Below are 22387 nucleotides of genomic sequence, written 5' to 3'. Positions count from 1 at the left end.
GCTCCTCGAAATCTTCTGCGCGGCCCTCGATCAGGAAGGCCGGGTGTGGCCGTCTCCCCACACGATCCACTTGGTGGATGTGAGCTCGGTCAGCCCCATCGGTCCACGCGCATGCAACTTCTGCGTCGAGATCCCGATCTCCGCACCGAAGCCGAACTGTTCACCATCGGTGAACGCGGTCGACGCGTTCACCATGACGGCAGCCGCATCGACTCGCGCGGTGAACTCACGCGCCGCGGCCAGGTCGGTGGTGACGACGGCCTCGGTGTGGCCGGTGCCGTACCGATCGATGTGTTCGACCGCTGCATTCAGATCGTCCACGACTCGCAACGCGATGTCGAGGGTCAAGTACTCCTCCGACCAGTCCGATTCGGTGGCGGGAACCATCCCCGGCAGATCTCCGTGCACGGTCACACTGTGCGACTGCAGCGCCTGGAGCAACTTCGGGACGAAGGTGTCGGCGATCGCGGCGTCCACCAGTACGGTCTCGACCGTGTTGCACACACTGGGCCGACGAGTCTTGGCATTGATCACGATGCGCTCCGCAACCTCTGCGTCCGCAGCTGCGTGGACATAGACATGGCAGTTGCCGACCCCGGTCTCGATCGTCGGCACTTTCGCATCCCGGACAACGGCATCGATCAGACCGGCGCCACCACGCGGGATGACCACGTCGACGAGACCGCGGGCCTGAATCAAATGAGTGACACTCGAACGATCGTGACTGGGCAACAATTGCACCGAGTCTTCCGGCACCCCCTGGGCTGCCAACGCGCCGTGGAGGGCGCCAACGAGCGCAGTGTTCGAGGACGCAGCCGACGAGGAGCCACGCAGCAAAGCCGCGTTGCCGGACTTCAAGGCCAGCCCGAAAGCATCGACCGTGACGTTGGGACGGGCCTCGTAGACCATGCCGACGACACCGATCGGCACCCGCTGCTGCCGCAGCTCGAGTCCGTTGGGAAGCGTCGAACCACGCAGCACTTCACCGATCGGGTCCGGCAGATCTGCGACCTGTCGCAGTCCCGACGCGATCCCGGCGACACGCTCGGGCGTCAAGCGCAGCCGGTCGAGCAGCGACTCCTCGGTTCCGACAGCACGGGCAACGTCGATGTCCGCGGCGTTCGCCTCGAGGATGTTCTCCTGGGCGGCAAGAACCGCATCCGCCGCGGCAGCCAGGACGGCATTCTTCTCGGCTGTGGTGAGGAGGGCGAGTGAGCGGGCTGCCACCCGAGCACTCCGGGCCGCGGCGTGTACCGCTTCCCGCGTGTCGTCACCGGCGGTATCGACAGAAGATGCATTGCTGGGTACGGACACCGAAGTCATGGTCACAGCCTATCGACGCTCTCGCCCACCGGCAGCGGCACCTCCGTCGTCACCCACGCTTGCACATGTTCGACCTCTTCCTTTGCTAACGTAACGGACTTGACCGACGGTCGCGACGCACGCGGCCACATCGCGAAATGGGAAACGAAAAGATGCGTGCATCAGGTACGTGCCCCGTTTCGGACGATGACTGCGCTGGGGAGCGCACAATCTATGAATGCACCAGATCAACAGATCACCGCAGAAGATATAGCGGAATCCACAGACGTCACTCTCACCGACGAGTCCGCCGTCAAACGCGCCGTCAAAGCCACGATGCTCGGCAATGCGATGGAGTGGTTCGACTTCGGTGTCTACGCCTACCTTGCGACCACGATCGGCAAGGTCTTCTTCCCTGACGCGAACGGCACTGCCCAGCTGTTGTCCACGTTCGCGATCTTTGCCGCCGCCTTCCTCGTGCGCCCGCTCGGTGGCCTGTTCTTCGGACCCCTCGGTGACCGCATAGGACGTAAGAAGGTCCTCGCGACCACCATCGTCATGATGGCGGGCAGCACCTTCCTGATCGGCCTCATCCCGAGCTACGGATCCATCGGTATCGCGGCCCCGATCCTGCTGGTCGTGCTCCGACTCGTACAGGGCTTCTCGACCGGCGGAGAGTACGGCGGTGCCAGTACGTTCGTCGCCGAGTACGCACCCGACAAGCGGCGCGGATTCTTCGCGAGTTTCCTCGAGTTCGGGACACTCGCCGGCTACGCGGCCGCTGCCGCGCTGGTCACCATCATCACCACGGTGACCGACGAGGAGACCCTCGTCGACTGGGCGTGGCGAATTCCGTTCCTGATCGCGGGCCCGCTCGGCCTGATCGGTCTGTACCTGCGACTGAAGCTCGAGGAGACTCCCGCCTTCAAGCAGATGGAGAAGGCCGAAAAGGACTCGATGGCCGCGGAGTCGACCGGAAAGAAGCTGCGGGAGACGATCCTCGAGAATTGGCGCCCACTGCTGCTGTGCGTCATGTTGGTCGCGACGTACAACATCGCGCACTACGGCCTGCTCAGCTACATGCCGACCTATCTCACCAACACGCTCGGCTACGACGAGTCGCACGGCCTGGTCCTCATGATCATCGTGATGGTCTTGATGATGGTGGCTATCACGTTCGTCGGAAAGTACTCCGACAAGGTCGGGCGCAAGCCACTGCTGTTGACCGGCTTCATCGGGTTCTTCCTGCTGTCCTTGCCCGCGTACCTGCTCATCGGGGTGGGCCACTACATCACGATCTTCGTCGGACTGGCCGTGCTCGGTGGACTGCTCCTGATGTTCGTGGGCGTCTTCCCGTCCGTGCTTCCCGCTCTGTTCCCGACCGGAATTCGGTACGGCGGGCTCGCAATCGGGTACAACCTGGCCGTATCGATCTTCGGTGGTACCACCCCGTTGGTTCTCACTGCCCTCGGTGACGCCACCGACAGCGACCTGGTCGCTCCCGGTTACATGATGGTCGCGGCCGTCATCGGCACCATCACCGTTCTTCTCATACCCGAGACGGCACGCCGTCCGCTCGAGGGCTCCCCACCGTCGGTGGCGACCGAGGAGGAGGCGCGCCGCGTCATCCGTCGCACCCGAATTCAGGAGGCGAAGAGGGCGATGAAGGCGCGAGACTCGCGGGGAGAAAGCACGCTGGTCGAGTGACCGCAGATCGGGTTAGCCTCGGCACATGCCCGAGGCACCCGGTCCTTTGTCGAAGTCCCCACGAGTCGTCGTGGTCGGCAGCATCAACATGGATCTGACGACCACGACGACTCGTCTCCCCATTCCGGGAGAAACCGTTCTCGGCGATTCCTTCGCCACCAGACCCGGCGGCAAGGGCGCCAATCAGGCCGTGGCGGCGGCGCACGCAGGCGCCACGGTCGACTTCGTCGGTTCCGTCGGTTCGGACGCGTTCGCGTCCGAACTGCGTACGTCCCTGATCGATGCGGAGGTCGGAATCAGTGGGTTGCGGGAAGTCGACGGTCCGAGCGGCGTGGCGGCGATCGCCGTCGCCGAAGACGGGCAGAACAACATCATCGTGGTGGCCGGCGCCAACTCCACGCTGTCCGAACTGAGCGATGCCGACCGTTCCGCGATCGCTACAGCCGACATACTGGTGTGCCAGCTCGAAATTCCCATCGCCGTCGTCACGGCGGCAGCACAGCACGCACGCACTGCCGACACCGTTGTCGTACTCAACCCCTCCCCTGTCCGGGAACTCCCCGACGCGCTGCTCGATTGTGTCGACGTACTCGTGGTCAACGAGAACGAGGCGTATGCCCTGCGGTCCTCGATCGACCGAGTGCCCCATGTGGTGACGACCCGGGGGCGTGACGGCGCAGTTCACCGAGGCCCCGACGGCGCCGTCCTTCGTGTCCCATCGCCGTCGGTCGCCGCAGTCGACACGACGGGTGCAGGTGACGCATTCACCGGTGCGCTCACTGTTCGGTGGTCCGAGGGCCCACGGCCGGCTCTCGAATTCGCGTGCACTGCGGGCGCTCTCGCCACCACGAAACCCGGCGCAGGATCGTCCGCACCATACGAATCCGAGATCCGCAGCGCACTGAACTGACGTGGCCCGGCGACCGCGCCGCGAGACGGTGTCGGCGACGTCGTGCACCATGGGCCCATGACGACAGTTGCCGCACCCGACCTTCGTGACGAGGCCGAACGGATCCTTCGTGAGCTGGCCGGCCCGGACGCACGGCTACGCGACGATCAGTGGCGTGCCATCGAGGCCCTTGTCGTCGAGCGCAGGCGGGCCCTGGTGGTTCAGCGCACGGGCTGGGGAAAGTCCGCTGTCTACTTCATTGCCGCAAAGTTGCTGCGTGCGACCGGACACGGCCCGACCGTCATCGTGTCGCCTCTCCTCGCCCTCATGCGGAACCAGGTGAGCGCCGCCGAGCGCGCGGGAGTCCGCGCCGCGACCATCAACTCGGGCAACGTCACCGAGTGGGACGATATTCATCGGCGGGTGAACGCACGCGAGCTCGATGTCCTTCTGGTCAGTCCGGAACGACTGAACAATCCGGACTTCAGGGATGCGGTACTGCCCTCCCTGGCCGCCGACGCCGGCCTCGTGGTGGTGGACGAGGCCCACTGCGTGTCCGACTGGGGTCACGACTTTCGTCCCGATTACCGGCGAATCAGGACGTTGGTCGCGGACCTTGGCAGCGACATTCCGGTCCTTGCGACCACGGCAACGGCCAACGACCGTGTCGTCGAGGACGTCTCCACCCAGCTCGGTGTGGGTGGAGACGAGACCCTGGTTCTCCGTGGCGGACTCGAGCGGGAGTCACTCCGACTCTCGGTCGTGCACATTCCGGAGGTCACCACACGGGCCGCCTGGCTCTGCGACCGACTCGGCGACCTCCCCGGGTCCGGAATCATCTATGCGCTCACGGTTTCCGCCGCCCGCGATCTCGCTGCCCTCCTCGGCGATCGTGGATACTCCGTCGCCGCATACACAGGACAATCCGACGCGACCGAGCGTGAGGTGCTCGAACGCGACCTTCTCGACAACAAGGTCAAAGCCCTCGTCGCCACCTCGGCGCTGGGCATGGGCTTCGACAAACCGGACCTCGGCTTCGTGGTGCATCTGGGCGCACCGTCCTCACCCATCTCCTACTACCAGCAGGTGGGACGTGCCGGGCGCGCAACCGAGCGCGCCGAAGTGATTTTGCTGCCCGGCGCCGAAGACCGGCAGATCTGGAGCTACTTCGCGTCCGTCGCGTTTCCCCGGGAGCCCGTCGTTCGTCGCGTCATCGAGGTCCTGGACGACACTCGCCCGCAGTCGACCCCCGCACTGGAACCGCTCGTCGAACTCGGACGTACCCGACTCGAGATGGTGCTGAAGGTCCTCGATGTCGACGGCGCCGTTCGTCGGGTCAAGGGCGGCTGGATCTCGACGGGACAGGAGTGGAGTTACGACGCGGACCGCTACGAGCGGTTGGACAATGCGCGTGCGGCCGAACAGCGGGCAATGATCGAGTATCAGAACATCGCCACCTGTCGTATGAACTTCCTACGCGCTCAATTGGACGACCCGGAACTGTCGGCCGGGAGCCCGGGGTGCGGACGATGCGACAACTGCACCGGCACCGTCCACGACACCGCGGTCGACACAGAGGCGCTCGAGAAGACCAAGTCACGTCTCGAGCGCCCCGGAGTGGACCTGCCGCCCCGCAAGCAGTGGCCGACCGGATTGCGCAAACTCGGGGTCGAGTTGACCGGGAGAATCACCGACGGTCCCGAGGCCGGTCGGATTCTGGGACGGCTGTCCGATCTCGGCTGGGGCCAGAAGTTGAGGTCCTTGCTCGACGGCAGTGACGGTCCGGTACCGGAAGACGTCGTGCGTGCCTGCATCGGTGTCCTGGCTGCGTGGGACTGGGCCGAGCGACCGACTGCGGTGATAGCCGTGGAGTCGCCCAGCCATCCACAACTGTCTGCCTCCCTCGGGGCCGAATTGGCCGGAGTCGGGCGGCTCGAGAATTTGGGCGTCCTGCGACTCGCTCCCGAACACCCACCCGTGTCCGCTGCGAACTCGGCCTATCGAGTGGGCGGTCTGGTGGGCGCCTGGGAACCGCCTGAAGGACTCGAACAGACGAGTGGACCGATCCTCCTCGTCGATGCGGTGACCGATACCGGGTGGACGCTGACGATGGCCGCCAGAACGCTACGACAAGCGGGAGCGGACGCCGTACTCCCGTTCGCTCTGGCCAGCCCTCGGTGAGCCCTCGGCCCCGCGGTAAAACTGCTCCAACCAGGCCATAATGTGATGCACCTCACAACCCCCGTCTCACCTGCGTGGCTCCCGAGTCTGAGGTGTCCAATTTCGAAGGGCAGATGAAATCGACACCGATCGTTGTTACGTTTGTATTTCCAATGACGCCTGATCAAAAGAGTGCTAACCCGACCACCGCGCCGGACGCGGTGTTGTTTCGCAGCCCACAGATCGCAGACGGAGTCCGGCTCTGGGAGATCGCCAGGAATACGGAAGTACTCGATCTCAATTCGAGTTACGCCTACCTGTTGTGGTGCCGAGATTTCAGCCGCACATCGGTTGTCACGGTTGTCGACAATCGGGTCGTAGGGTTCGTCACGGGCTTCACCCGCCCCGACGCTCCCCACACCCTGATGGTCTGGCAGGTTGCCGTCGACGCCGACCAGCGCGGCAAAGGCCTGGCAGGCCGCATGCTCACTGAGCTGCTCGACCGACTCGCCCCCGACGGGGTGACACACCTCGAGACCACGATCAGCCCCGACAACGAGGCATCGATCGCACTGTTCACAGCACTGGCCCGACGCCGAAACACGACCATCACTCGGTCGGACCTGTTCCAGCCCGAGAATTTTCCCGATGGCCACGAAGCCGAAGAATTGTACACAATCGGCGATTAGCACGCCCCGGAGGATTGCACGACCATGAATGCAGTTGATAACAGTATTTTCGAGAATCTCGAATCCGAGGTTCGCAGCTACAGCCGCGGTTGGCCCGCCGTTTTCACCACGGCCTCGGGTTCGTGGATCAAGGACGAGAGCGGTCGCGAGTACCTCGACTTCTTCGCAGGTGCCGGCGCCCTCAACTACGGGCACAACAACCCGATTCTGAAGAAGGCGCTGCTCGACTACATCGCCTCGGACGGAATCACGCACGGCCTGGACATGTACACGCCGGCCAAGCGCAATCTGCTCGAGTCGATCGATCGCAACATCCTGAAGCCGCGCGACCTCGACTACAAGGTTCAGTTCCCCGGCCCCACCGGCACCAACGCCGTCGAGGCCGCTCTGAAGCTCGCACGTAAGGTGACCGGCCGTTCGTCGATCATCAACTTCACCAACGCCTTCCACGGCATGACGCTCGGCGCCCTGTCCGTGACCGGCAACTCGATGAAACGTGCCGGCGCCGGTATCCCGCTCGTGCATGCCACGCCGATGCCGTTCGACAACTACTTCGACGGTGTCACCGAAGACTTCCACTGGTTCTCCCGTGTGCTCGACGACTCGGGCAGTGGCCTGAACCGCCCCGCCGCCGTGATCGTGGAGACCGTTCAGGGTGAGGGTGGCGTCAATGTCGCCCGTCCCGAGTGGCTGCGCGCACTGGCCGACCTGTGCGCCGAGCGCGACATCCTCCTGATCGTCGACGACGTGCAGATGGGTTGCGGACGTACCGGCCCGTTCTTCTCGTTCGAAATCGCCGGCATCAAGCCGGACATCGTCACGTTGTCGAAGTCGATCGGCGGCTACGGCCTGCCCATGGCGCTCACGCTCTTCAAGCGTGAACTCGACGTGTGGGGCCCCGGCGAGCACAACGGCACGTTCCGTGGCAACAACCCGTCCTTCGTGACGGCTGCAACGGCCCTCGACCACTACTGGTCGGACGACAAGCTGGCCAAGGAGACACCGATCAAGGGCGAGCGCATCAGCAAGGCGTTCACCGCACTTGCCGAAAAATTCCCGGACAACGTGTCGACCCGCGGACGCGGCCTCGTGCAAGGCCTGGTGTTCGAGAACGCCGACGACGCAGGCAAGGTCTGCAAGATCGCGTTCGACGAGGGTCTGCTCGCGGAGACCTCCGGCCCGTCCGACGAGGTCGTCAAGCTCCTCCCGCCGCTCACCATCACCGAGGACGAGTTGGACAAGGGGCTGTCGATCCTGTCCGAGGCCACCATCAAGGTTTGCAGCTAGAAAGGACCAACTCATGATTGTTCGTACCACCGACGAGATCACCGATACCGATCGCGACGTCGCCGCCGAGAACGGCAACTGGCGCAGCAAGCGCATCGTCCTGGGCGGCGACAAGGTCGGGTTCTCGTTCCACGAGACCGTGATCAAGGCCGGAACAGTCAACGAGTTCCACTACGCCAATCACATCGAGGCTGTGTGGCTCGTCGAGGGCACCGGGAAGCTGGTCGACCTCGACAACGACAAGACGTACGACCTCGGTCCCGGATCGATGTACCTGCTCAACGGTCACGAGCGTCACCGCGTCGAGCCGGACACCGAGATGCGCATGCTGTGCGTGTTCAATCCCCCGGTCACCGGACGTGAGGTCCACGACGAGAACGGTGTGTACCCGCTCATCGAGGAACCCGCGTAACGTCGGGGCATGTCTGCCACGACCAAGATTGCACTCGGCCCCGCCCCGGACCCGCTTCTCACCGAAGCAGTGGTCCGGGGCGGGGCCGTTGTGGCACCTCTCGAATCTGCAGACGCCCTCGTGTGGGCTGGTGGCGTGGAGGAGTTTCCGCGTACCTTGCCGGAGGGCATCACGTGGGTACAGCTTCCGGCTGCGGGCATCGAGGATTGGTTCGATGCCGGTGTCGTGACTGCCGATCCCGGCCGCACGTGGACGTCTGCCGCAGGGGCGTTCTCGGCGACTGTTGCCGAGCACGCGCTCACTCTTCTCCTTGCCGGTGTTCGGGCGCTTCCCGCGCACCTCGCGGCACGGACGTGGAGCCAGCAGGAGCTTTTCCATCGCGTGGGCACCCTGCGTGGCACCACGGTTGCCATCGTGGGTGCCGGTGGAATCGGGCGCGCCCTCGTTCCGATGCTCGCCGCGCTGGGCGCACAGACGATCGCCGTCAATCGATCGGGAAGTCCGGTACCCGGCGCCATAGCCACCTTCCCCACCAGCAGGCTGTCCGAGGTCTGGCCACGTGCCGACCACTTCGTGATCGCTGCGCCGGCGACCACCGCGACCTACCACCTCGTGAGTAGAGACGAACTCGCACTCATGAAGCCGAGCGCATGGGTGGTCAACGTGGCTCGTGGAACCCTCATCGACACCGAGGCCCTCGTCGAGGCATTGCGTGACGAAAAGATCGGCGGCGCAGGGCTCGACGTCACCGATCCCGAACCACTTCCCGACGGGCACCCGTTGTGGACCCTGCCCAACGTGATCGTCACTCCACACGATTCGAACCCGCCCGCCGTGCGCCCGCCCGCTTACGCGGAGCACGTCACACTCAACGTGGCCCGTTTCGTCGCCGGCGAACCACTCGCGGCGCGAATCGATCCGGTGATCGGTTACTGACGGAGTCCGGCGTGTCCACAGAAGCACTGGTCGACCTGATGCGGGGGCGTACGTCGTGCGTCCTGACGGGCGCAGGGATCTCCACCGACTCGGGCATTCCCGACTATCGCGGACCGGACTCACCACCACGCACCCCGATGACCTATCAGCAGTTCGTCGGGGACCCTGCCTTCAGAAGGCACTACTGGGCCCGCAATCATCTCGGGTGGCGGCACATGGACTCGACGCGTCCCAACCTCGGACACCGGGCGTTGGCGTCACTCGAGCGAAACGGTCTGGTGAACGGGGTGATCACCCAGAATGTCGATCTCCTACACACCAAGGCGGGAAGTCGTCGGGTGCTCGATCTCCACGGTTGCTACGCGCAGGTTCGCTGCCTGTCGTGTGACAACGCGATCTCCCGAGTGACACTTGCCGATCGACTCGAACGGAAGAATCCGGACTTCGCCCGATCCGTCACGGCCGCAACGGGTGTCGAAATAGCGCCCGATGCAGACGCCGTGATCTCCGAGACCGAACACTTCGTCATGGTCGACTGCGAGATCTGCGGCGGCACCCTCAAACCCGACATCGTCTACTTCGGGGAGTCGGTACCGAAATGGCGGGTCGAAGCTGCATACGCAATGGTCGACGAAGCCGATTCCCTGCTCGTCGTCGGCACTTCGCTGACAGTGATGTCAGGACTGCGCTTCGTCCGGCATGCCGCCAAGCACGGCATGCCGATCGCCTTCGTGAATCGCGGAGCGACCCGCGGAGACGACCTCGCCACGCTCACACTGGACGCGGGGACGTCCGAGGTACTGGTGGAGGTGGCAGCCGCCCTCGATCAGATCGGTACCAGATCGTCCGCGTGAACCACCGGACGCTGCATCTCGACAGGCAGTTCGCGAGTCGACCGCCCCTGCATCTGTCCGATCTCGTGCGAGTCGTAGGACACCACTCCCCTGGCGACCACCCGATCGTGCGGACCCACGAGTCCGACGACATCACCGCAATAGAACGTTCCCGTCACTGCGGTGATACCCGCGGGCAGCAATGATCGTCGGCCCTCGACCACCGCGCGGACCGCGCCCTCGTCGAGATGCACCGCGCCGCTCTCGTCGGCCGCATGGCGCACCCAGAATCGGCGGGCGGACAATCTCGTCGGACGGGCATTGAACGCGGTACCGACACTCGCATCACTCAGCGCAACGCTCGCCTCCGAGGCGGCCGCGAGGAGAACGGGAACGCCGGCGTCCGCCGCCAGACGGGCTGCGGACAGTTTGGACGCCATCCCTCCGGTACCCAATGCTCCCCCGGAACCGGCAACGACACCGTCGAGGTCCTCGGGGCTCACGACCTCTCGAATCATGGTCGCGCCGCCCTTGCGCGGATCCCCGTCGTACAGACCGTCCACGTCCGACAGTAGGACGAGCGCTTCGGCGCCCACGAGGTGCGCGACGAGTGCTGCCAGTCGATCGTTGTCCCCGAACCGCAGCTCGGTGGTCGCGACGGTGTCGTTCTCGTTCACGACGGCGACCGCGTGCAGCGCGCGCAGTCGATCGAGGGTGCGCTGCGCATTGCGGTGCTGCGCGCGACGGGCGATGTCGTCCGCCGTCAGCAGCACCTGACCTACCGTGCGGTCGTACCGTGCGAACGACGTGCCCCACGCGTGGGCCAGTGCCAATTGCCCGACACTCGCGGCAGCCTGTTTGGTTGCGAGGTCCCGAGGGCGCTTGCTCAGGCCGAGCGGGGCGAGCCCGGCGCCGACGGCCCCCGAGGACACGACCACCACGTCGGAGCCCGCACGCATACGCGCTTCGATCGCGTCGGCCAGACGATCGAGCCTGCCCACATCTAGGCCACCGACCAGGCTCGTCAGGGCCGAAGAACCGATCTTGACGACGATGCTGTGTGCCGACGACACCGCGTCTCGAGCGGCACTCATCCTTCGTAGGGGTCGAGGCCCTCGAGGCCACGACGAATCCGGTGTGCGTGCTTGCGCTCGGCAGCACCGATACGGTCGACCTGGTCGAGGCGCGCATCCGTGCCTCGACCCGTACGAGTGAGGTCGACACCGGCCGGCGTCTGGGGCTCCCATTCGAAGCTCACGTCACCGATCGTCACCGAGCATCCGGGTTCCGCGCCATGCTTGACCAGCGCATCTTCCACACCGAGGCGCGCCAATCGGTCCGCGAGGTAGCCGACGGCCTCGTCGTTCGAGAACTGGGTCTGCGCGATCCAGCGCTCCGGACGACTTCCGCGCACGACGAATCCGCCCGGGACCTCCGGATCCGCGAAGACCTCGAAGCTCGACTCGTCGCGCGCAACCGGACGGATGACCTGGCGCTTGGGAGCTGCCTTCGGGTGGGCCTCGCGGTAGTCCTTCACCATGGATGCCAACGCGAAGGTCAACGGCCGCAACCCGTCTCGACTCACTGCGGATATGGTGAACACCGGCCAGCCGCGAGCCTCGAGATCGGGGGTCACCATCTCGGCCAGTTCGGCCGCTTCCGGAACGTCCGTCTTGTTCAGGATGACGATGCGCGGGCGATCCGCCAGATCGCCGAGGCTCGAATCCCCGGACAGAGCCGGTTTGTACGCTGCGAGTTCCGATTCGAGGGCGTCGATGTCGGAGATGGGATCACGACCGGGCTCGAGGGTCGCGCAGTCGACGACGTGGGCGAGTACGGCACAGCGTTCGAGGTGCCGCAGGAAGTCGAGTCCGAGCCCACGCCCGTCACTGGCACCGGGAATCAGGCCGGGGACGTCGGCCACCGTGAAGGTGGTGTCCCCACTGGAGACCACTCCGAGGTTGGGGACCAGTGTCGTGAACGGGTAGTCGGCGATCTTGGGCTTGGCTGCGGACAGCACCGACACCAGGGAGGACTTGCCCGCCGAAGGGAAGCCCACGAGCCCCACGTCGGCAACCGACTTGAGCTCGAGAACCAGATCCCGTTCGACACCTTCTTCACCCAACAGCGCGAAGCCCGGCGCCTTACGCGCCTTCGACGAGAGAGCAGCGTTTCCGAGGCCTCCGCGCCCACCTTGCGCAGCCTCGAAACGAGTACCGACGCCGACCAGATCGGCGATCAGATTGCCGGATTTGTCGAGCACGACCGTACCGTCCGGAACTTTCAGAACGAGATCCTCGCCCTGACCGCCGTCACGGTTGCTACCCATCCCCTGCTTGCCGTTGGTGGCCTTCGCATTGGGATGGAAATGGAAGTCGAGGAGGGTGTGCACATTGCCGTCGACTTCGAGAATCACGTCGCCGCCGCGCCCCCCGTTTCCGCCGTCTGGCCCACCGAGCGGCTTGAACTTCTCCCGGTGAACGGAGGCGCAACCATTGCCGCCTTTTCCTGCGCTGACGTGCAGCACGACGCGGTCAATGAATCGGGACATGACTGTCGGATCCTTCCTCAGCCAATCGATCTTGTCTGAACTTCTCTATAACGAACAATAGGGGCGGACCGGGTACTTCGACCCAGGTCCGCCCCTATTGGGAGCTTGGAACGTCCGACCTATTCGGCCCGGACGGTACGCACTCGCGGCAGGACTAGACCTCTGCCACAGCCGGAACGATGTTCACGGTCTTGCGTCCGCGCTTGGTGCCGAACTCGACGGCACCGGCAGCGAGGGCGAAGAGGGTGTCGTCGCCGCCACGGCCGACGTTCACACCCGGGTGGAAATGGGTTCCACGCTGACGGACCAGGATCTCTCCCGCGCCGACGGCCTGTCCACCGAAGCGCTTCACGCCGAGGCGCTGGGCATTCGAATCGCGACCGTTACGGGAGCTGGATGCACCCTTCTTATGTGCCATGTTGACCCTCCTCGGGTGAAATCAGCTGAAGAAAGCTCTAGTTACTTGATACCGGTGACCTTGAGGACCGTCAGCTTCTGCCTGTGGCCCTGACGCTTGTGGTAGCCGGTCTTGTTCTTGAACTTGTGAATGCGGATCTTCGGGCCCTTGGTGTGCTCGACAACCTCGCCGGTGACCGAGACCTTGGCCAGCTTGGCGGCGTCGGTGGTCAGCTCGGAACCGTCGACGACGAGAACCGGAGCAAGCGAGACAGCAGTGCCGGGCTCACCCTCGATCTTCTCGACCTTGACGAGGTCACCAACAGCGACCTTGTACTGCTTTCCGCCGGTCTTGACGATCGCGTACGTTGCCATCGGAGGGCTACCCCTTGCTTCTTCGAACTTGCTCGCGCCGCTGCCTCGAAGCGTTCGATGCGGCACGACTGGTCTGGTGTACTTGCTCCTCCGGCTGCCGTCCACGTGCACTCGAGGCACAGCGGAGCAGTATCGCCGGGGAGCGACTGGTCAAGGTTACAGGACGGCAACCGGTCGAAACAAATTCGGCCGGTTGCCGACACCTCAGCTTTCGTTGTCCACCGGCGGTCCGGCGGGGCGTGCAGCCGCGCGCCGTCGGCGTGGACGAGCGGGCGGCCCGGCCACCGCCGTCGACACCGCCGCCTCCGCTTGGGCCGGGACCTGCACGTCAGGCTCCGGTTCCGGGGCCGACTCGGATGCCGGGATCACGACAACCGTGCCTTCCGATGCGCGGTCCCCCGTCGGTGCAGCCGCCGCACGTGACGCACGCCGGCTTCTCCGACGCGGCTTCTCCGACGGAACCTGTTCCGGTCCCGATTCCTCCGTGGGTGCCGCGGCGGTGTCCGAGTTCACCGATTCGGCGACCGGCTCCGGCGCGGGCGCCGACGAAGTGTCGGCCTCGGCCTCGACCTCTTGCGCAGGCGCCTCGACCTCTTGCGCAGGCGCCTCGACCTCTTGCGCAGGCGCCTCGACCTCTTGCGCAGGCGCCTCGACCGAAGCGACGGGGGCCGGAACGAGCGCTACTTCGTCGACACTCTCCGACGCGGCAACGGCGTCGGTCTCGTCTGGCTTCGCCTCGTCGTGAAGGTGATGGGCCATTGCCAGCGCGACCGGGTGTGCTCGCTTGACCGTGGCATCTGCAGTCGACGCCTGCGCCGATGTCTCGGTGCTCGTCGACTGACCGTTGCTGTCTGCCTGATTCGAGTTCTTGTCTCGTCCACGGCGCTTGCGCGACCCACCCGAGCCCGAGCGCGATCCGGAATCCTCCTGGGCTTTCACCTCCACCGGGTCGGCGTGGACGACGATTCCACGCCCGTGGCAGTGCTCGCAGTTGGTGGAGAACGCCTCCACCAGGCCCGTACCGAGCTTCTTGCGCGTCATCTGCACAAGGCCGAGCGAGGTGACCTCGGAAACCTGGTGGCGGGTTCGGTCGCGGCCGAGGGCCTCGGTGAGACGCCGAAGCACCAGGTCGCGGTTCGCTTCGAGAACCATGTCGATGAAGTCGACGACGATCATTCCGCCGATGTCGCGCAACCGCATCTGCCGCACGACCTCTTCCGCGGCCTCGAGGTTGTTGCGGGTGACGGTCTCTTCGAGATTGCCGCCCGCACCGGTGAACTTGCCGGTGTTGACGTCGACGACGGTCATGGCCTCGGTGCGGTCGATCACCAGGGTGCCACCCGAGGGCAACCACACCTTGCGGTCCAGGGCTTTCGCCAGTTGCTCGTCGATCCGGTACGCCGCGAAGACGTCACCTATACCACTGTCCGACGTGTACTGCTCGAGGCGCGGAAGCAGATCCGATGCCACCGACTCGATGTAGGCGTGCACGGTGGACCAGGCCTTCTCGCCCTCGATGACCAGCTTCGAGAAGTCCTCGTTGAAGAGGTCGCGAATAACCTTGACCAGAAGGTCGGGCTCCTCGTAGAGGGACTGGGGGTTGCCCGATTTACCGGACTCGGCCTTCGCGGCCTTCTCCTCGATATCGGACCACTGCTTCTGCAGGCGCGCAACGTCGCGTGCGAGTTCCTCTTCGCTCACACCTTCCGATGCCGTGCGAATGATGACTCCCGCATCGGCGGGCACGATGTCCCGGAGGATGTCCTTGAGCCTCTTGCGCTCGGTGTCGGGCAACTTACGACTGATACCCGTGGAGGTGCCGCCGGGAACGTAGACCAGGAATCGGCCGGCAAGACTGATCTGGGTGGTCAATCGCGCGCCCTTGTGACCCACAGGATCTTTACTGACCTGCACGAGAACCTGGTCACCGGGCTTGAGGGCCTGCTCGATCTTGCGCGAGTTACCGCCGAGACCGGCGGCTTCCCAGTTGACCTCACCCGCGTACAGCACGCCGTTGCGACCACGGCCGATATCGATGAACGCGGCTTCCATGCTGGGAAGAACGTTCTGCACCCTGCCCAGGTAGACATTGCCGACCATCGAGGCCGACGAAGACGTGGTCACGAAGTGCTCGACGAGGACCGAGTCCTCGAGGACCGCGACCTGGGTGGTGGCGTGCGGTTGCCCCGACCCCATCCGGTCCCGAACGACCATCACACGGTCGACGGATTCGCGTCGGGCGAGGAATTCCGATTCCGAGAGGATCGGTGGCCGACGGCGACCCGCGTCGCGGCCGTCGCGGCGACGCTGGCGCTTCGCCTCGAGCCGGGTGGAACCCGTGATGCCCTGAACCTCGTCCTTCGAGCGGTTTTTGTTCCGCGGCTCACGTTCGTGGACCACGGTGTTCGGCGGATCGTCTTCCGAACCCGAATCGGTGGACGAGTCGCCACCGGACTTACGGCGACGCCTCCTGCGCCGACGGCGGCTGTTGCCCTCGCCGGATTCGCCGTCGCCGGATTCGCCGTCCGACTGCTCGCTCTCGGCACCCTTCTCCGAATCGGCGTCCTTGGTCTCGGCCGTGTCGCCTTCGGAATCGGCGGGCTTTCCGTCCTTGCCGGCGTTCTTCGAGGCGGAATCCGAACTCTTGGACTTGTCCGAATCGGATTCCGACTCGTTCCCTGCGTCCTCGGTCTGCTCACCACGACCACGACCGCGACCGCGGCGGCCGCGACGACGTCGCCGTGGCTGATCGTCGTCGCTCTCGGCGCGATCGCCGTCGGTGCGGTCGGCACTGTCCGCAGTGCTGTCGTCTTCGGACTTCACGTCGTCCGTGGACGACTTCGCCTGCCCGCTGCCACTGTCTGCGGACGAAAGGTCGGGCGCCGCCGCATCACGGCGGCTGCGACGACGGCGCGGAGCCGCTTCGAGATCGGGCTGCAGGAATAGCGGCACCTGGGCAACGGGCTCGGCCGAACCGGCGTCCTCGGAGTCGGATCCGGAAGGCTGCACTTCTTCTGCCGGTGCGGGGGGCGTGAACAGCGACGGCTCCGCGTTCACCTCGACGTCGCTTGCCGGCGCACCGAGAGCCGCGGCCGCCTCGGCGACGGGTTCCGTAACCACGGGCTCCCGCGCCGTTTCTTCCTGTACTGCCAGATCCGGCGCCGCCGGGGCCTGGACCGCCGCGCGAATCTGTTCTGCTGCGTCCTTGAGGACGCTCGACTGGGCACTGCGAAGCTCGGTACCGAGTTTCGCAGCCTCCGCGATGACCTGCTTGCTCGTCACACCCAGCAACTTCGCAAGCGCATGCACGCGAATCTTCGCGGGAAGATCGGGGGTCTCGCTTCCGGCAGCAACCGAATTGATGGGCGGCTCTAGTTCGGCCACGTAGTCTCCTCAGCCCCCGGGCGCGTCCACTCGTTTCGAGTGTCACGCGGCCACGCGAGGGCGCAGTGTGTGTACTCACGCCCGGGTTGTGAGCGCGAGATTGTCTGGTCTCGCTCCACGTGACCGGCAGTGTCCGTTAGCACTGCATTCCACGAGGTGCCTTGCGGGTGGCGTTCACCCTCCCCTGCGAGCGCCTGATCATCCAGCGTGCGTGCCGCCCGGGTACTTCCCGTTGACGGTATGCAGCGATGAAGGGCATCGCGGCGAGGTGCCATCCGGCCGAATGCACGTCCAGCTCGAATTGCGCTTCGACCGTCTTCAGTATCCCACATCGACGGAGGGGTCCATGACAACGGCGCACCGAATGTCACCGATGTCGAAAACTTCGGTCCCACTCGCACCGAACTCGGGGCGAACGGGACCGAAGGACTTTCGGATCGCCACAGACGTGAACCGGCAGGTCAGGCAGGTATTACCGCTCAGGCCTAGGCGAAATTGGGGAACCAGAGAGCGATCTCGCGTTCGGCGGACTCGACCGAATCGGAGCCGTGCACGAGGTTCTGCTGTGTCTCGAGACCGAAATCTCCACGAATGCTGCCGGTGGCGGCCTTCTCCACGGGATCGGTGCCGCCCGCCAGCTGACGGAACGCGGCGATCGCGCGCGGCCCTTCCAGGACAGCCGCCACGAGAGGTCCGGACGTGATGAAGTCGAGGAGGCTCGGGTAGAAGGGGCGTTCTGCATGTTCCGCGTAGTGGCTCGCCGCCACGTCCTGAGATGCGGTCTTCAGCTCGAGGGCTGCGATCGTGAGACCCTTCCGCTCGATGCGGGAGAGAATCTCTCCGACGTAACCACGCGAAACAGCGTCGGGCTTGATCAGTACAAGGGTGCGCTCAGTCACGGCAGTGAGCCTAGATGGTCAGTCGCGTTGCCCAGGAAGCAGGCCCTGCTCCGACCGCCGAGTGATGTCTCTGCGCAGGTAGATGAGGTAACCCCACACGCCGGCGAAGATGAGCCCGAGCACGCCGAGCGACGGATGCACCAGGAATCCCGCGATCATGGCGACCTGGAGTGCCAGGTTGTATTTCATGGCCCACGGTCGTCCCTGCAGGCCTGCACCGGCGAGCATTGCCAGTGCAAGCACCACTATGTAGGTGATCGACAACCAAGACAGGCCGCCGCCGACGGTGGCCGCCACCGGCAGAGCCAACAGAACGACGATCACCTCGAGGACGAGAGTTCCGGCACAGACGCCTCGGAATCCTTTCCACGGGTCCTTCGTCGGTGGTGCGAACTCTCCGCCGTTTGCGGCTGAATCGTCACCGGGTTTCTGCGGCTCACTCACGCCGGATCCTTTCCGAAAAGTGTGCGGGCAGCACCCGCGGTGACCACCGATCCCGTCACGACGACCCCGGCGCCGGACACTGCTTCTCCCGGGTCGCCGACTTCTTCGGCCAGACGAATGGCCGTCTCGAGTGCATCGGCCAGATTGTCGGCGACAACCACACGCTCGTCACCGAAGCGTGCGACGGCGCGGTTCGCCAGATCCTCGAGGTCCATCGCGCGAGGCGAGCCGTTGTGGGTGACGACGAGTTCGTCGAACACGGGCTCCAGAGCGGCGAGGATTCCGTCCACGTCCTTGTCGCCCATCATGCTTACGACACCCACGAGCTTGCGGAAGTCGAACTCCGCGGTCAGCGCGGACGCCAATGCCCGAGCACCGTGCGGATTGTGCGCTGCATCGAGAAACACGGTGGGCGCGTTCCGCACCCGCTCGAGTCTGCCGGGGTTGGTCACCGTCGCGAAGGCCTCACGGACCGCGTCCGCCTCGAGTTGCCGGTCCGGACCCGAACCGAAGAACGCCTCGACGGCCGCGAGCGCGACAGACGCGTTGCGTGCCTGGTGCTCGCCGTGAAGGGGAAGGAACACGTCCGTGTACACCCCGCCGAGTCCCTGAAGTTCGAGTTGCTGGCCACCCACGGCGACCTGACGAGCCAGAACCTTGAATTCCGCGCCTTCACGCGCCACGGCGGCCTCGGTCTCGACGGCCCTGCGCAGCAAGACGTCCATGACTTCCGGAGTCTGCTCCGCGAGGATCGCCACCGCCTCGATGGGTGCGAGGGGGTCCTCCCGCGGCTTCTTGATGATCCCGGCCTTCTCCGCCGCGATTCCGGCCAGATCGTCACCGAGGTACTCGGCGTGGTCGAGACCGATCGGAGTGACGACGGCGACCTGGGCATCGATGACGTTCGTGGCGTCCCATCGGCCTCCCAGTCCGACCTCCACCACGGCGACGTCGATGGGCGCCTCCGCGAAGGCTGCGTAACCCATCGCCGTGAGCACCTCGAACTTGCTCATCGGCGGTCCCCCGGCCTCGGTGGACTGCTGATCGACCATCTGGACGTACGGCTCGATCTCCCGATACGTGTCGACGTACGTACGAGGCGACACGGGCTTTCCGTCGATACTGATTCGTTCGGTCGCCAACTGCAGGTGCGGGCTGGTGGTCCGGCCCGTGCGTCGGTGCAGGCTTCGCAGAAGTGCGTCGACCATCCTCGCCACCGACGTCTTGCCGTTGGTCCCGGTGATGTGGATCGAGGGATAGTTGTTCTGCGGTGACCCGATGATGTCCATCAGCGCCGAGATGCGGGTGAGAGACGGCTCCATCTTCGTCTCGGGCCAACGCTTGTCGAGTTCGGCCTCGACGAGCGCGAGCTCGGCGAGATCCACCGGCGTCGCGGGTGCGTCGGGTACGGGCTCAGGAGTGCTCACACGTTCCCCAATTCACCGAGCCGGGCAGTGATTCGCTCGATCTCCTCGCTCGCCACCTGTCGGCGACCACGGATCTTTTCGACGACCGCATCCGGAGCCTTCGCGAGGAAGGACTCGTTGGACAGTTTCGCGTCGGTTCCCGCCAGTTCCTTCTGCGCGGCCGCCAGATCCTTCTCCAGGCGCGCCTTCTCGGCGCCGAGATCGACGGAGCCCGACGTGTCGAGTTCCACGGTCACGGTGCCCTTCGACAGCCGGACCTCAACCGATGCCGTCGCGGTGAAGTCACCCTCCGAATCCTTCAGGCGTGCGAGAGAAGTGATGGCGGGCATCTGCTCGACGAGGTCGGCACCCTCGATCCCGTGGACGACCGCAGTCACCTTCTGCGAGGGCTTGAGCCCCTGGTCACTGCGGAATCGGCGCACCTCGGTGACGAGGCGCGCCATGTCGTCGACACGCTGCGCTGCCCGAGCATCCGCAGGCACGCCGCTGGCCGTCGGCCATTCCGCAACGACAACGGACTCCTTGCCCGTCAACACCTTCCACAACGTCTCTGTGACGAACGGGATGGTGGGATGCAACATGCGCAACAACGCGTCCAGGACGTTGCCGAGCACCGACTTCGTGGTGTCGGCAACCGTCTCACCCTGCGCGAACTGCACCTTGGCGATCTCCAGGTACCAGTCGCACACCTCGTCCCACGCGAAGTGGTACAGCGCTTCGCATGCCTTGCTGAACTCGTAACGATCGAAGGCCCCATCCACGTCGGCGCGCACCTGCTCGAGCCGGTCGAGAATCCAGCGGTCGGCGTCGGTGAGGTCCTCGCGGCCCGGAAGCTCGGCCGGCGCAGCGCCGTTCATCAATGCGAACTTGGTCGCGTTGAACAACTTGTTGGCGAAGTTCCGCGAGGACTGCGCATGATCCTCGCCCACCGACAGGTCGCTGCCGGGGTTGGCCCCACGAGCCAGCGTGAAGCGCAGTGCATCGGCTCCGAAACGGTCGACCCAGTCGAGAGGATCGATGCCGTTGCCCCGAGACTTCGACATCTTCTTTCCGTACTGGTCACGCACCAGGCCGTGCAGGAACACGTCACGGAACGGGACCGGCCCGGGAACCGAGGAGTCCGAAGCCGCGAAGGTACCGAACATCATCATCCGCGCGACCCAGAAGAACAGAATGTCGTAACCGGTGACGAGAACACTTGTGGGATAGAACTTCTCGAGTTCTTCGGTCGTGTCCGGCCAACCCATCGTCGAGAACGGCCACAGACCGGACGAGAACCACGTGTCGAGCACGTCCGGGTCCTGCTCCCAGCCCTCGGGTACCGACTCGTCGGGCCCGAAGCACTCGACCTCGCCGTTCGGTCCGTACCAGATCGGGATGCGGTGTCCCCACCACAGCTGACGTGAGATGCACCAGTCGTGCATGTCGTCGACCCAGTCGAACCAGCGAGGTTCTTGGCTGGTCGGGTGGATGACGGTCTCGCCGCCACGCACCGCGTCACCTGCCGCCTTCGCCAACGACTCGACCTTCACCCACCACTGCAGCGACAGTCGCGGCTCGATCGATTCGCCGCTGCGTTCGGAGTGTCCCACGCTGTGCAGATACGGTCGCTTCTCCGCGACGACACGACCCTGTTCGGCAAGGGCTTCGCGGACCTTCACACGAGCTTCGAAGCGGTCCATCCCGTCGAATTGTGTTCCGGTGTCGGCAATCTTGCCGGTCTTGTCCATGATCGTGGGCATCGGCAGGTTGTGCCGAACGCCCATCTCGAAGTCGTTCGGGTCGTGCGCCGGGGTGATCTTCACGGCGCCGGTCCCGAACTCGGGATCGACGTATTCGTCGGCGATGATGGGGATCTGCCGTCCGGTGAATGGATGCTCGAGTGTCGTCCCGAGCAGGTGCGCGTAACGCTCGTCCTCGGGGTGCACCGCGACCGCGGTGTCACCGAGCATCGTCTCGACACGCGTCGTCGCGACGATCACGTGCGGTTCGTCGTCGTTCAGCGAACCGTAACGGAGGGACACCAACTCGCCCTCGACGTCCTCGAACTTCACCTCGATGTCGGAGATCGCCGTCTGCAACACCGGCGACCAGTTGACGAGACGCTCGGCGCGGTAGATCAGTCCCTCGTCGTAGAGGCGCTTGAAGATCGTCTGAACTGCTCGGGACAACCCCGCGTCCATGGTGAACCGATCACGACTCCAGTCGACACCGTCGCCGATGCGACGCATCTGCCCCTGAATCGTGCCGCCGGATTCGGCTTTCCACTGCCAGACTCTCTCGACAAAACCCTCGCGTCCGAGATCTTCCTTCGTCTGGCCGTCCGTGGCGAGTTGCTTCTCCACCACCGTCTGGGTCGCGATACCCGCATGATCCATACCGGGCAGCCACAGCACTTCGTAACCCTGCATGCGCTTGCGGCGCGACAGGGCATCCATCAGGGTGTGATCCAGCGCGTGGCCCATGTGCAGGCTGCCGGTGACGTTCGGCGGCGGCAGCACGATCGAGTACCCGGGCTTGTCGCTGGTGGGATCGGCACGGAAATAGCCGGCATCCACCCAACCCTGGTAGAGGTCCGCCTCCACCGTGCTGGGGTCCCAGCTCTTCGGAAGGTCGTCAGCGGGGGTCTTCGGGTTCACTGATGCTGCACTGGTCACCCGTCGAGTCTAATGAACGCCCGAAGCACCGTACTGCCG

General features: G+C 65.1%; 18 protein-coding genes. 8 read left to right on the top strand and 10 right to left on the bottom strand.

The genetic code is table 11. The features are described from left to right. Positions 1-30: 30 nt before the first annotated feature. Entirely contained in the window at positions 31-1323 is a 1293-nt protein-coding gene (locus ACFWO3_RS12090; protein WP_378577588.1) for a glutamate-5-semialdehyde dehydrogenase, read from the bottom strand. Positions 1324-1536: 213 nt separating this feature from the next. On the opposite strand from ACFWO3_RS12090, the gene ACFWO3_RS12085 reads away from it, so the two are divergent. The 8 genes from ACFWO3_RS12085 (at position 1537) to ACFWO3_RS12050 (ending at position 10236) form a co-directional block, all read left to right on the top strand. Next, positions 1537-3009, top strand: a complete 1473-nt coding sequence (locus tag ACFWO3_RS12085) for an MFS transporter (RefSeq protein WP_378577586.1) — start codon at positions 1537-1539, stop codon at positions 3007-3009. A gap of 25 nt (positions 3010-3034) precedes the next feature. Then, positions 3035-3919: a ribokinase gene (locus ACFWO3_RS12080; protein ID WP_378577584.1), complete on the top strand. Its 885-nt coding sequence runs from the start codon at positions 3035-3037 to the stop codon at positions 3917-3919. A 57-nt stretch (positions 3920-3976) separates the two neighbouring features. Beyond that, the gene (locus tag ACFWO3_RS12075) at positions 3977-6079 is read left to right on the top strand and encodes a RecQ family ATP-dependent DNA helicase (RefSeq protein WP_378577582.1); all 2103 of its coding nucleotides are present in this window, start codon (positions 3977-3979) and stop codon (positions 6077-6079) included. 152 nt (positions 6080-6231) lie between these two features. Then, positions 6232-6747 (top strand): diaminobutyrate acetyltransferase, encoded by a 516-nt coding sequence (ectA, locus tag ACFWO3_RS12070; RefSeq protein ID WP_378577580.1) that lies wholly within the window; start codon positions 6232-6234, stop codon positions 6745-6747. Positions 6748-6771: 24 nt separating this feature from the next. Further along, a complete protein-coding gene (gene ectB, locus ACFWO3_RS12065) occupies positions 6772-8034 on the top strand; it encodes a diaminobutyrate--2-oxoglutarate transaminase (protein ID WP_378577578.1) in 1263 nt (420 codons plus the stop codon). A gap of 13 nt (positions 8035-8047) precedes the next feature. After that, positions 8048-8446, top strand: coding sequence for an ectoine synthase (locus ACFWO3_RS12060; protein ID WP_378577576.1), 399 nt, complete (start codon positions 8048-8050; stop codon positions 8444-8446). Positions 8447-8455: 9 nt separating this feature from the next. Further along, a complete protein-coding gene (locus tag ACFWO3_RS12055) occupies positions 8456-9382 on the top strand; it encodes a D-isomer specific 2-hydroxyacid dehydrogenase family protein (protein ID WP_378577574.1) in 927 nt (308 codons plus the stop codon). Between the two features lie 38 nt (positions 9383-9420). Beyond that, the gene (locus ACFWO3_RS12050) at positions 9421-10236 is read left to right on the top strand and encodes a Sir2 family NAD-dependent protein deacetylase (RefSeq protein WP_378577853.1); all 816 of its coding nucleotides are present in this window, start codon (positions 9421-9423) and stop codon (positions 10234-10236) included. Here the strand turns inward: ACFWO3_RS12050 and proB are convergent. From proB to ACFWO3_RS12005, 9 genes are all read right to left on the bottom strand, one after another. Continuing rightward, positions 10209-11309 (bottom strand): glutamate 5-kinase, encoded by a 1101-nt coding sequence (gene proB / locus ACFWO3_RS12045; RefSeq protein ID WP_378577572.1) that lies wholly within the window; start codon positions 11307-11309, stop codon positions 10209-10211. The genes ACFWO3_RS12050 and proB overlap by 28 nt on opposite strands. Next, positions 11306-12766, bottom strand: coding sequence for a GTPase ObgE (obgE, locus tag ACFWO3_RS12040; RefSeq protein WP_378577570.1), 1461 nt, complete (start codon positions 12764-12766; stop codon positions 11306-11308). Before obgE ends, proB begins: the two co-directional genes overlap by 4 nt. A 154-nt stretch (positions 12767-12920) precedes the next feature. Next, on the bottom strand, positions 12921-13184 hold the full coding sequence (rpmA, locus tag ACFWO3_RS12035; RefSeq protein WP_378577568.1) for a 50S ribosomal protein L27: 264 nt from the start codon (positions 13182-13184) through the stop codon (positions 12921-12923). A 41-nt stretch (positions 13185-13225) separates the two neighbouring features. Further along, positions 13226-13537 carry a 50S ribosomal protein L21 gene (rplU, locus tag ACFWO3_RS12030; RefSeq protein ID WP_378577566.1) on the bottom strand — a complete coding sequence of 104 codons (312 nt, stop codon included), beginning with the start codon at positions 13535-13537 and terminating at the stop codon, positions 13226-13228. A gap of 204 nt (positions 13538-13741) precedes the next feature. After that, positions 13742-16921: a translation initiation factor IF-2 N-terminal domain-containing protein gene (locus tag ACFWO3_RS12025; RefSeq protein WP_378577564.1), complete on the bottom strand. Its 3180-nt coding sequence runs from the start codon at positions 16919-16921 to the stop codon at positions 13742-13744. A 485-nt stretch (positions 16922-17406) separates the two neighbouring features. Continuing rightward, complete coding sequence (ndk, locus tag ACFWO3_RS12020; protein ID WP_378577562.1) at positions 17407-17820, bottom strand: nucleoside-diphosphate kinase; 414 nt, start codon at positions 17818-17820, stop codon at positions 17407-17409. 18 nt (positions 17821-17838) lie between these two features. After that, positions 17839-18264, bottom strand: a complete 426-nt coding sequence (locus ACFWO3_RS12015) for a DUF4233 domain-containing protein (RefSeq protein ID WP_378577560.1) — start codon at positions 18262-18264, stop codon at positions 17839-17841. Then, positions 18261-19691 (bottom strand): bifunctional folylpolyglutamate synthase/dihydrofolate synthase, encoded by a 1431-nt coding sequence (locus tag ACFWO3_RS12010; protein WP_378577558.1) that lies wholly within the window; start codon positions 19689-19691, stop codon positions 18261-18263. Before ACFWO3_RS12010 ends, ACFWO3_RS12015 begins: the two co-directional genes overlap by 4 nt. Continuing rightward, positions 19688-22348 (bottom strand): valine--tRNA ligase, encoded by a 2661-nt coding sequence (locus ACFWO3_RS12005; protein ID WP_378577556.1) that lies wholly within the window; start codon positions 22346-22348, stop codon positions 19688-19690. The genes ACFWO3_RS12010 and ACFWO3_RS12005 overlap by 4 nt, the downstream gene beginning before the upstream one ends. Between the last annotated feature and the right edge of the window lie 39 nt (positions 22349-22387).

The organism is Rhodococcus sp. NPDC058521, assembly GCF_042719695.1.
Lineage (GTDB): Bacteria > Actinomycetota > Actinomycetes > Mycobacteriales > Mycobacteriaceae > Rhodococcus_F.
Note: the sequence above shows the minus strand (reverse complement) of the source record. Positions and strands in the feature narration are given on the sequence as shown.

Bases quoted from the DNA above. Each gene is read 5' to 3' on its own strand.
- ACFWO3_RS12090 (WP_378577588.1), bottom strand. From the start codon at position 1,323: ATGACTTCGGTGTCCGTACCCAGCAATGCATCTTCTGTCGATACCGCC.
- ACFWO3_RS12085 (WP_378577586.1), top strand. From the start codon at position 1,537: ATGAATGCACCAGATCAACAGATCACCGCAGAAGATATAGCGGAATCC.
- ACFWO3_RS12080 (WP_378577584.1), top strand. From the start codon at position 3,035: ATGCCCGAGGCACCCGGTCCTTTGTCGAAGTCCCCACGAGTCGTCGTG.
- ACFWO3_RS12075 (WP_378577582.1), top strand. From the start codon at position 3,977: ATGACGACAGTTGCCGCACCCGACCTTCGTGACGAGGCCGAACGGATC.
- ectA (WP_378577580.1), top strand. From the start codon at position 6,232: ATGACGCCTGATCAAAAGAGTGCTAACCCGACCACCGCGCCGGACGCG.
- ectB (WP_378577578.1), top strand. From the start codon at position 6,772: ATGAATGCAGTTGATAACAGTATTTTCGAGAATCTCGAATCCGAGGTT.
- ACFWO3_RS12060 (WP_378577576.1), top strand. From the start codon at position 8,048: ATGATTGTTCGTACCACCGACGAGATCACCGATACCGATCGCGACGTC.
- ACFWO3_RS12055 (WP_378577574.1), top strand. From the start codon at position 8,456: ATGTCTGCCACGACCAAGATTGCACTCGGCCCCGCCCCGGACCCGCTT.
- ACFWO3_RS12050 (WP_378577853.1), top strand. From the start codon at position 9,421: ATGCGGGGGCGTACGTCGTGCGTCCTGACGGGCGCAGGGATCTCCACC.
- proB (WP_378577572.1), bottom strand. From the start codon at position 11,309: ATGAGTGCCGCTCGAGACGCGGTGTCGTCGGCACACAGCATCGTCGTC.
- obgE (WP_378577570.1), bottom strand. From the start codon at position 12,766: ATGTCCCGATTCATTGACCGCGTCGTGCTGCACGTCAGCGCAGGAAAA.
- rpmA (WP_378577568.1), bottom strand. From the start codon at position 13,184: ATGGCACATAAGAAGGGTGCATCCAGCTCCCGTAACGGTCGCGATTCG.
- rplU (WP_378577566.1), bottom strand. From the start codon at position 13,537: ATGGCAACGTACGCGATCGTCAAGACCGGCGGAAAGCAGTACAAGGTC.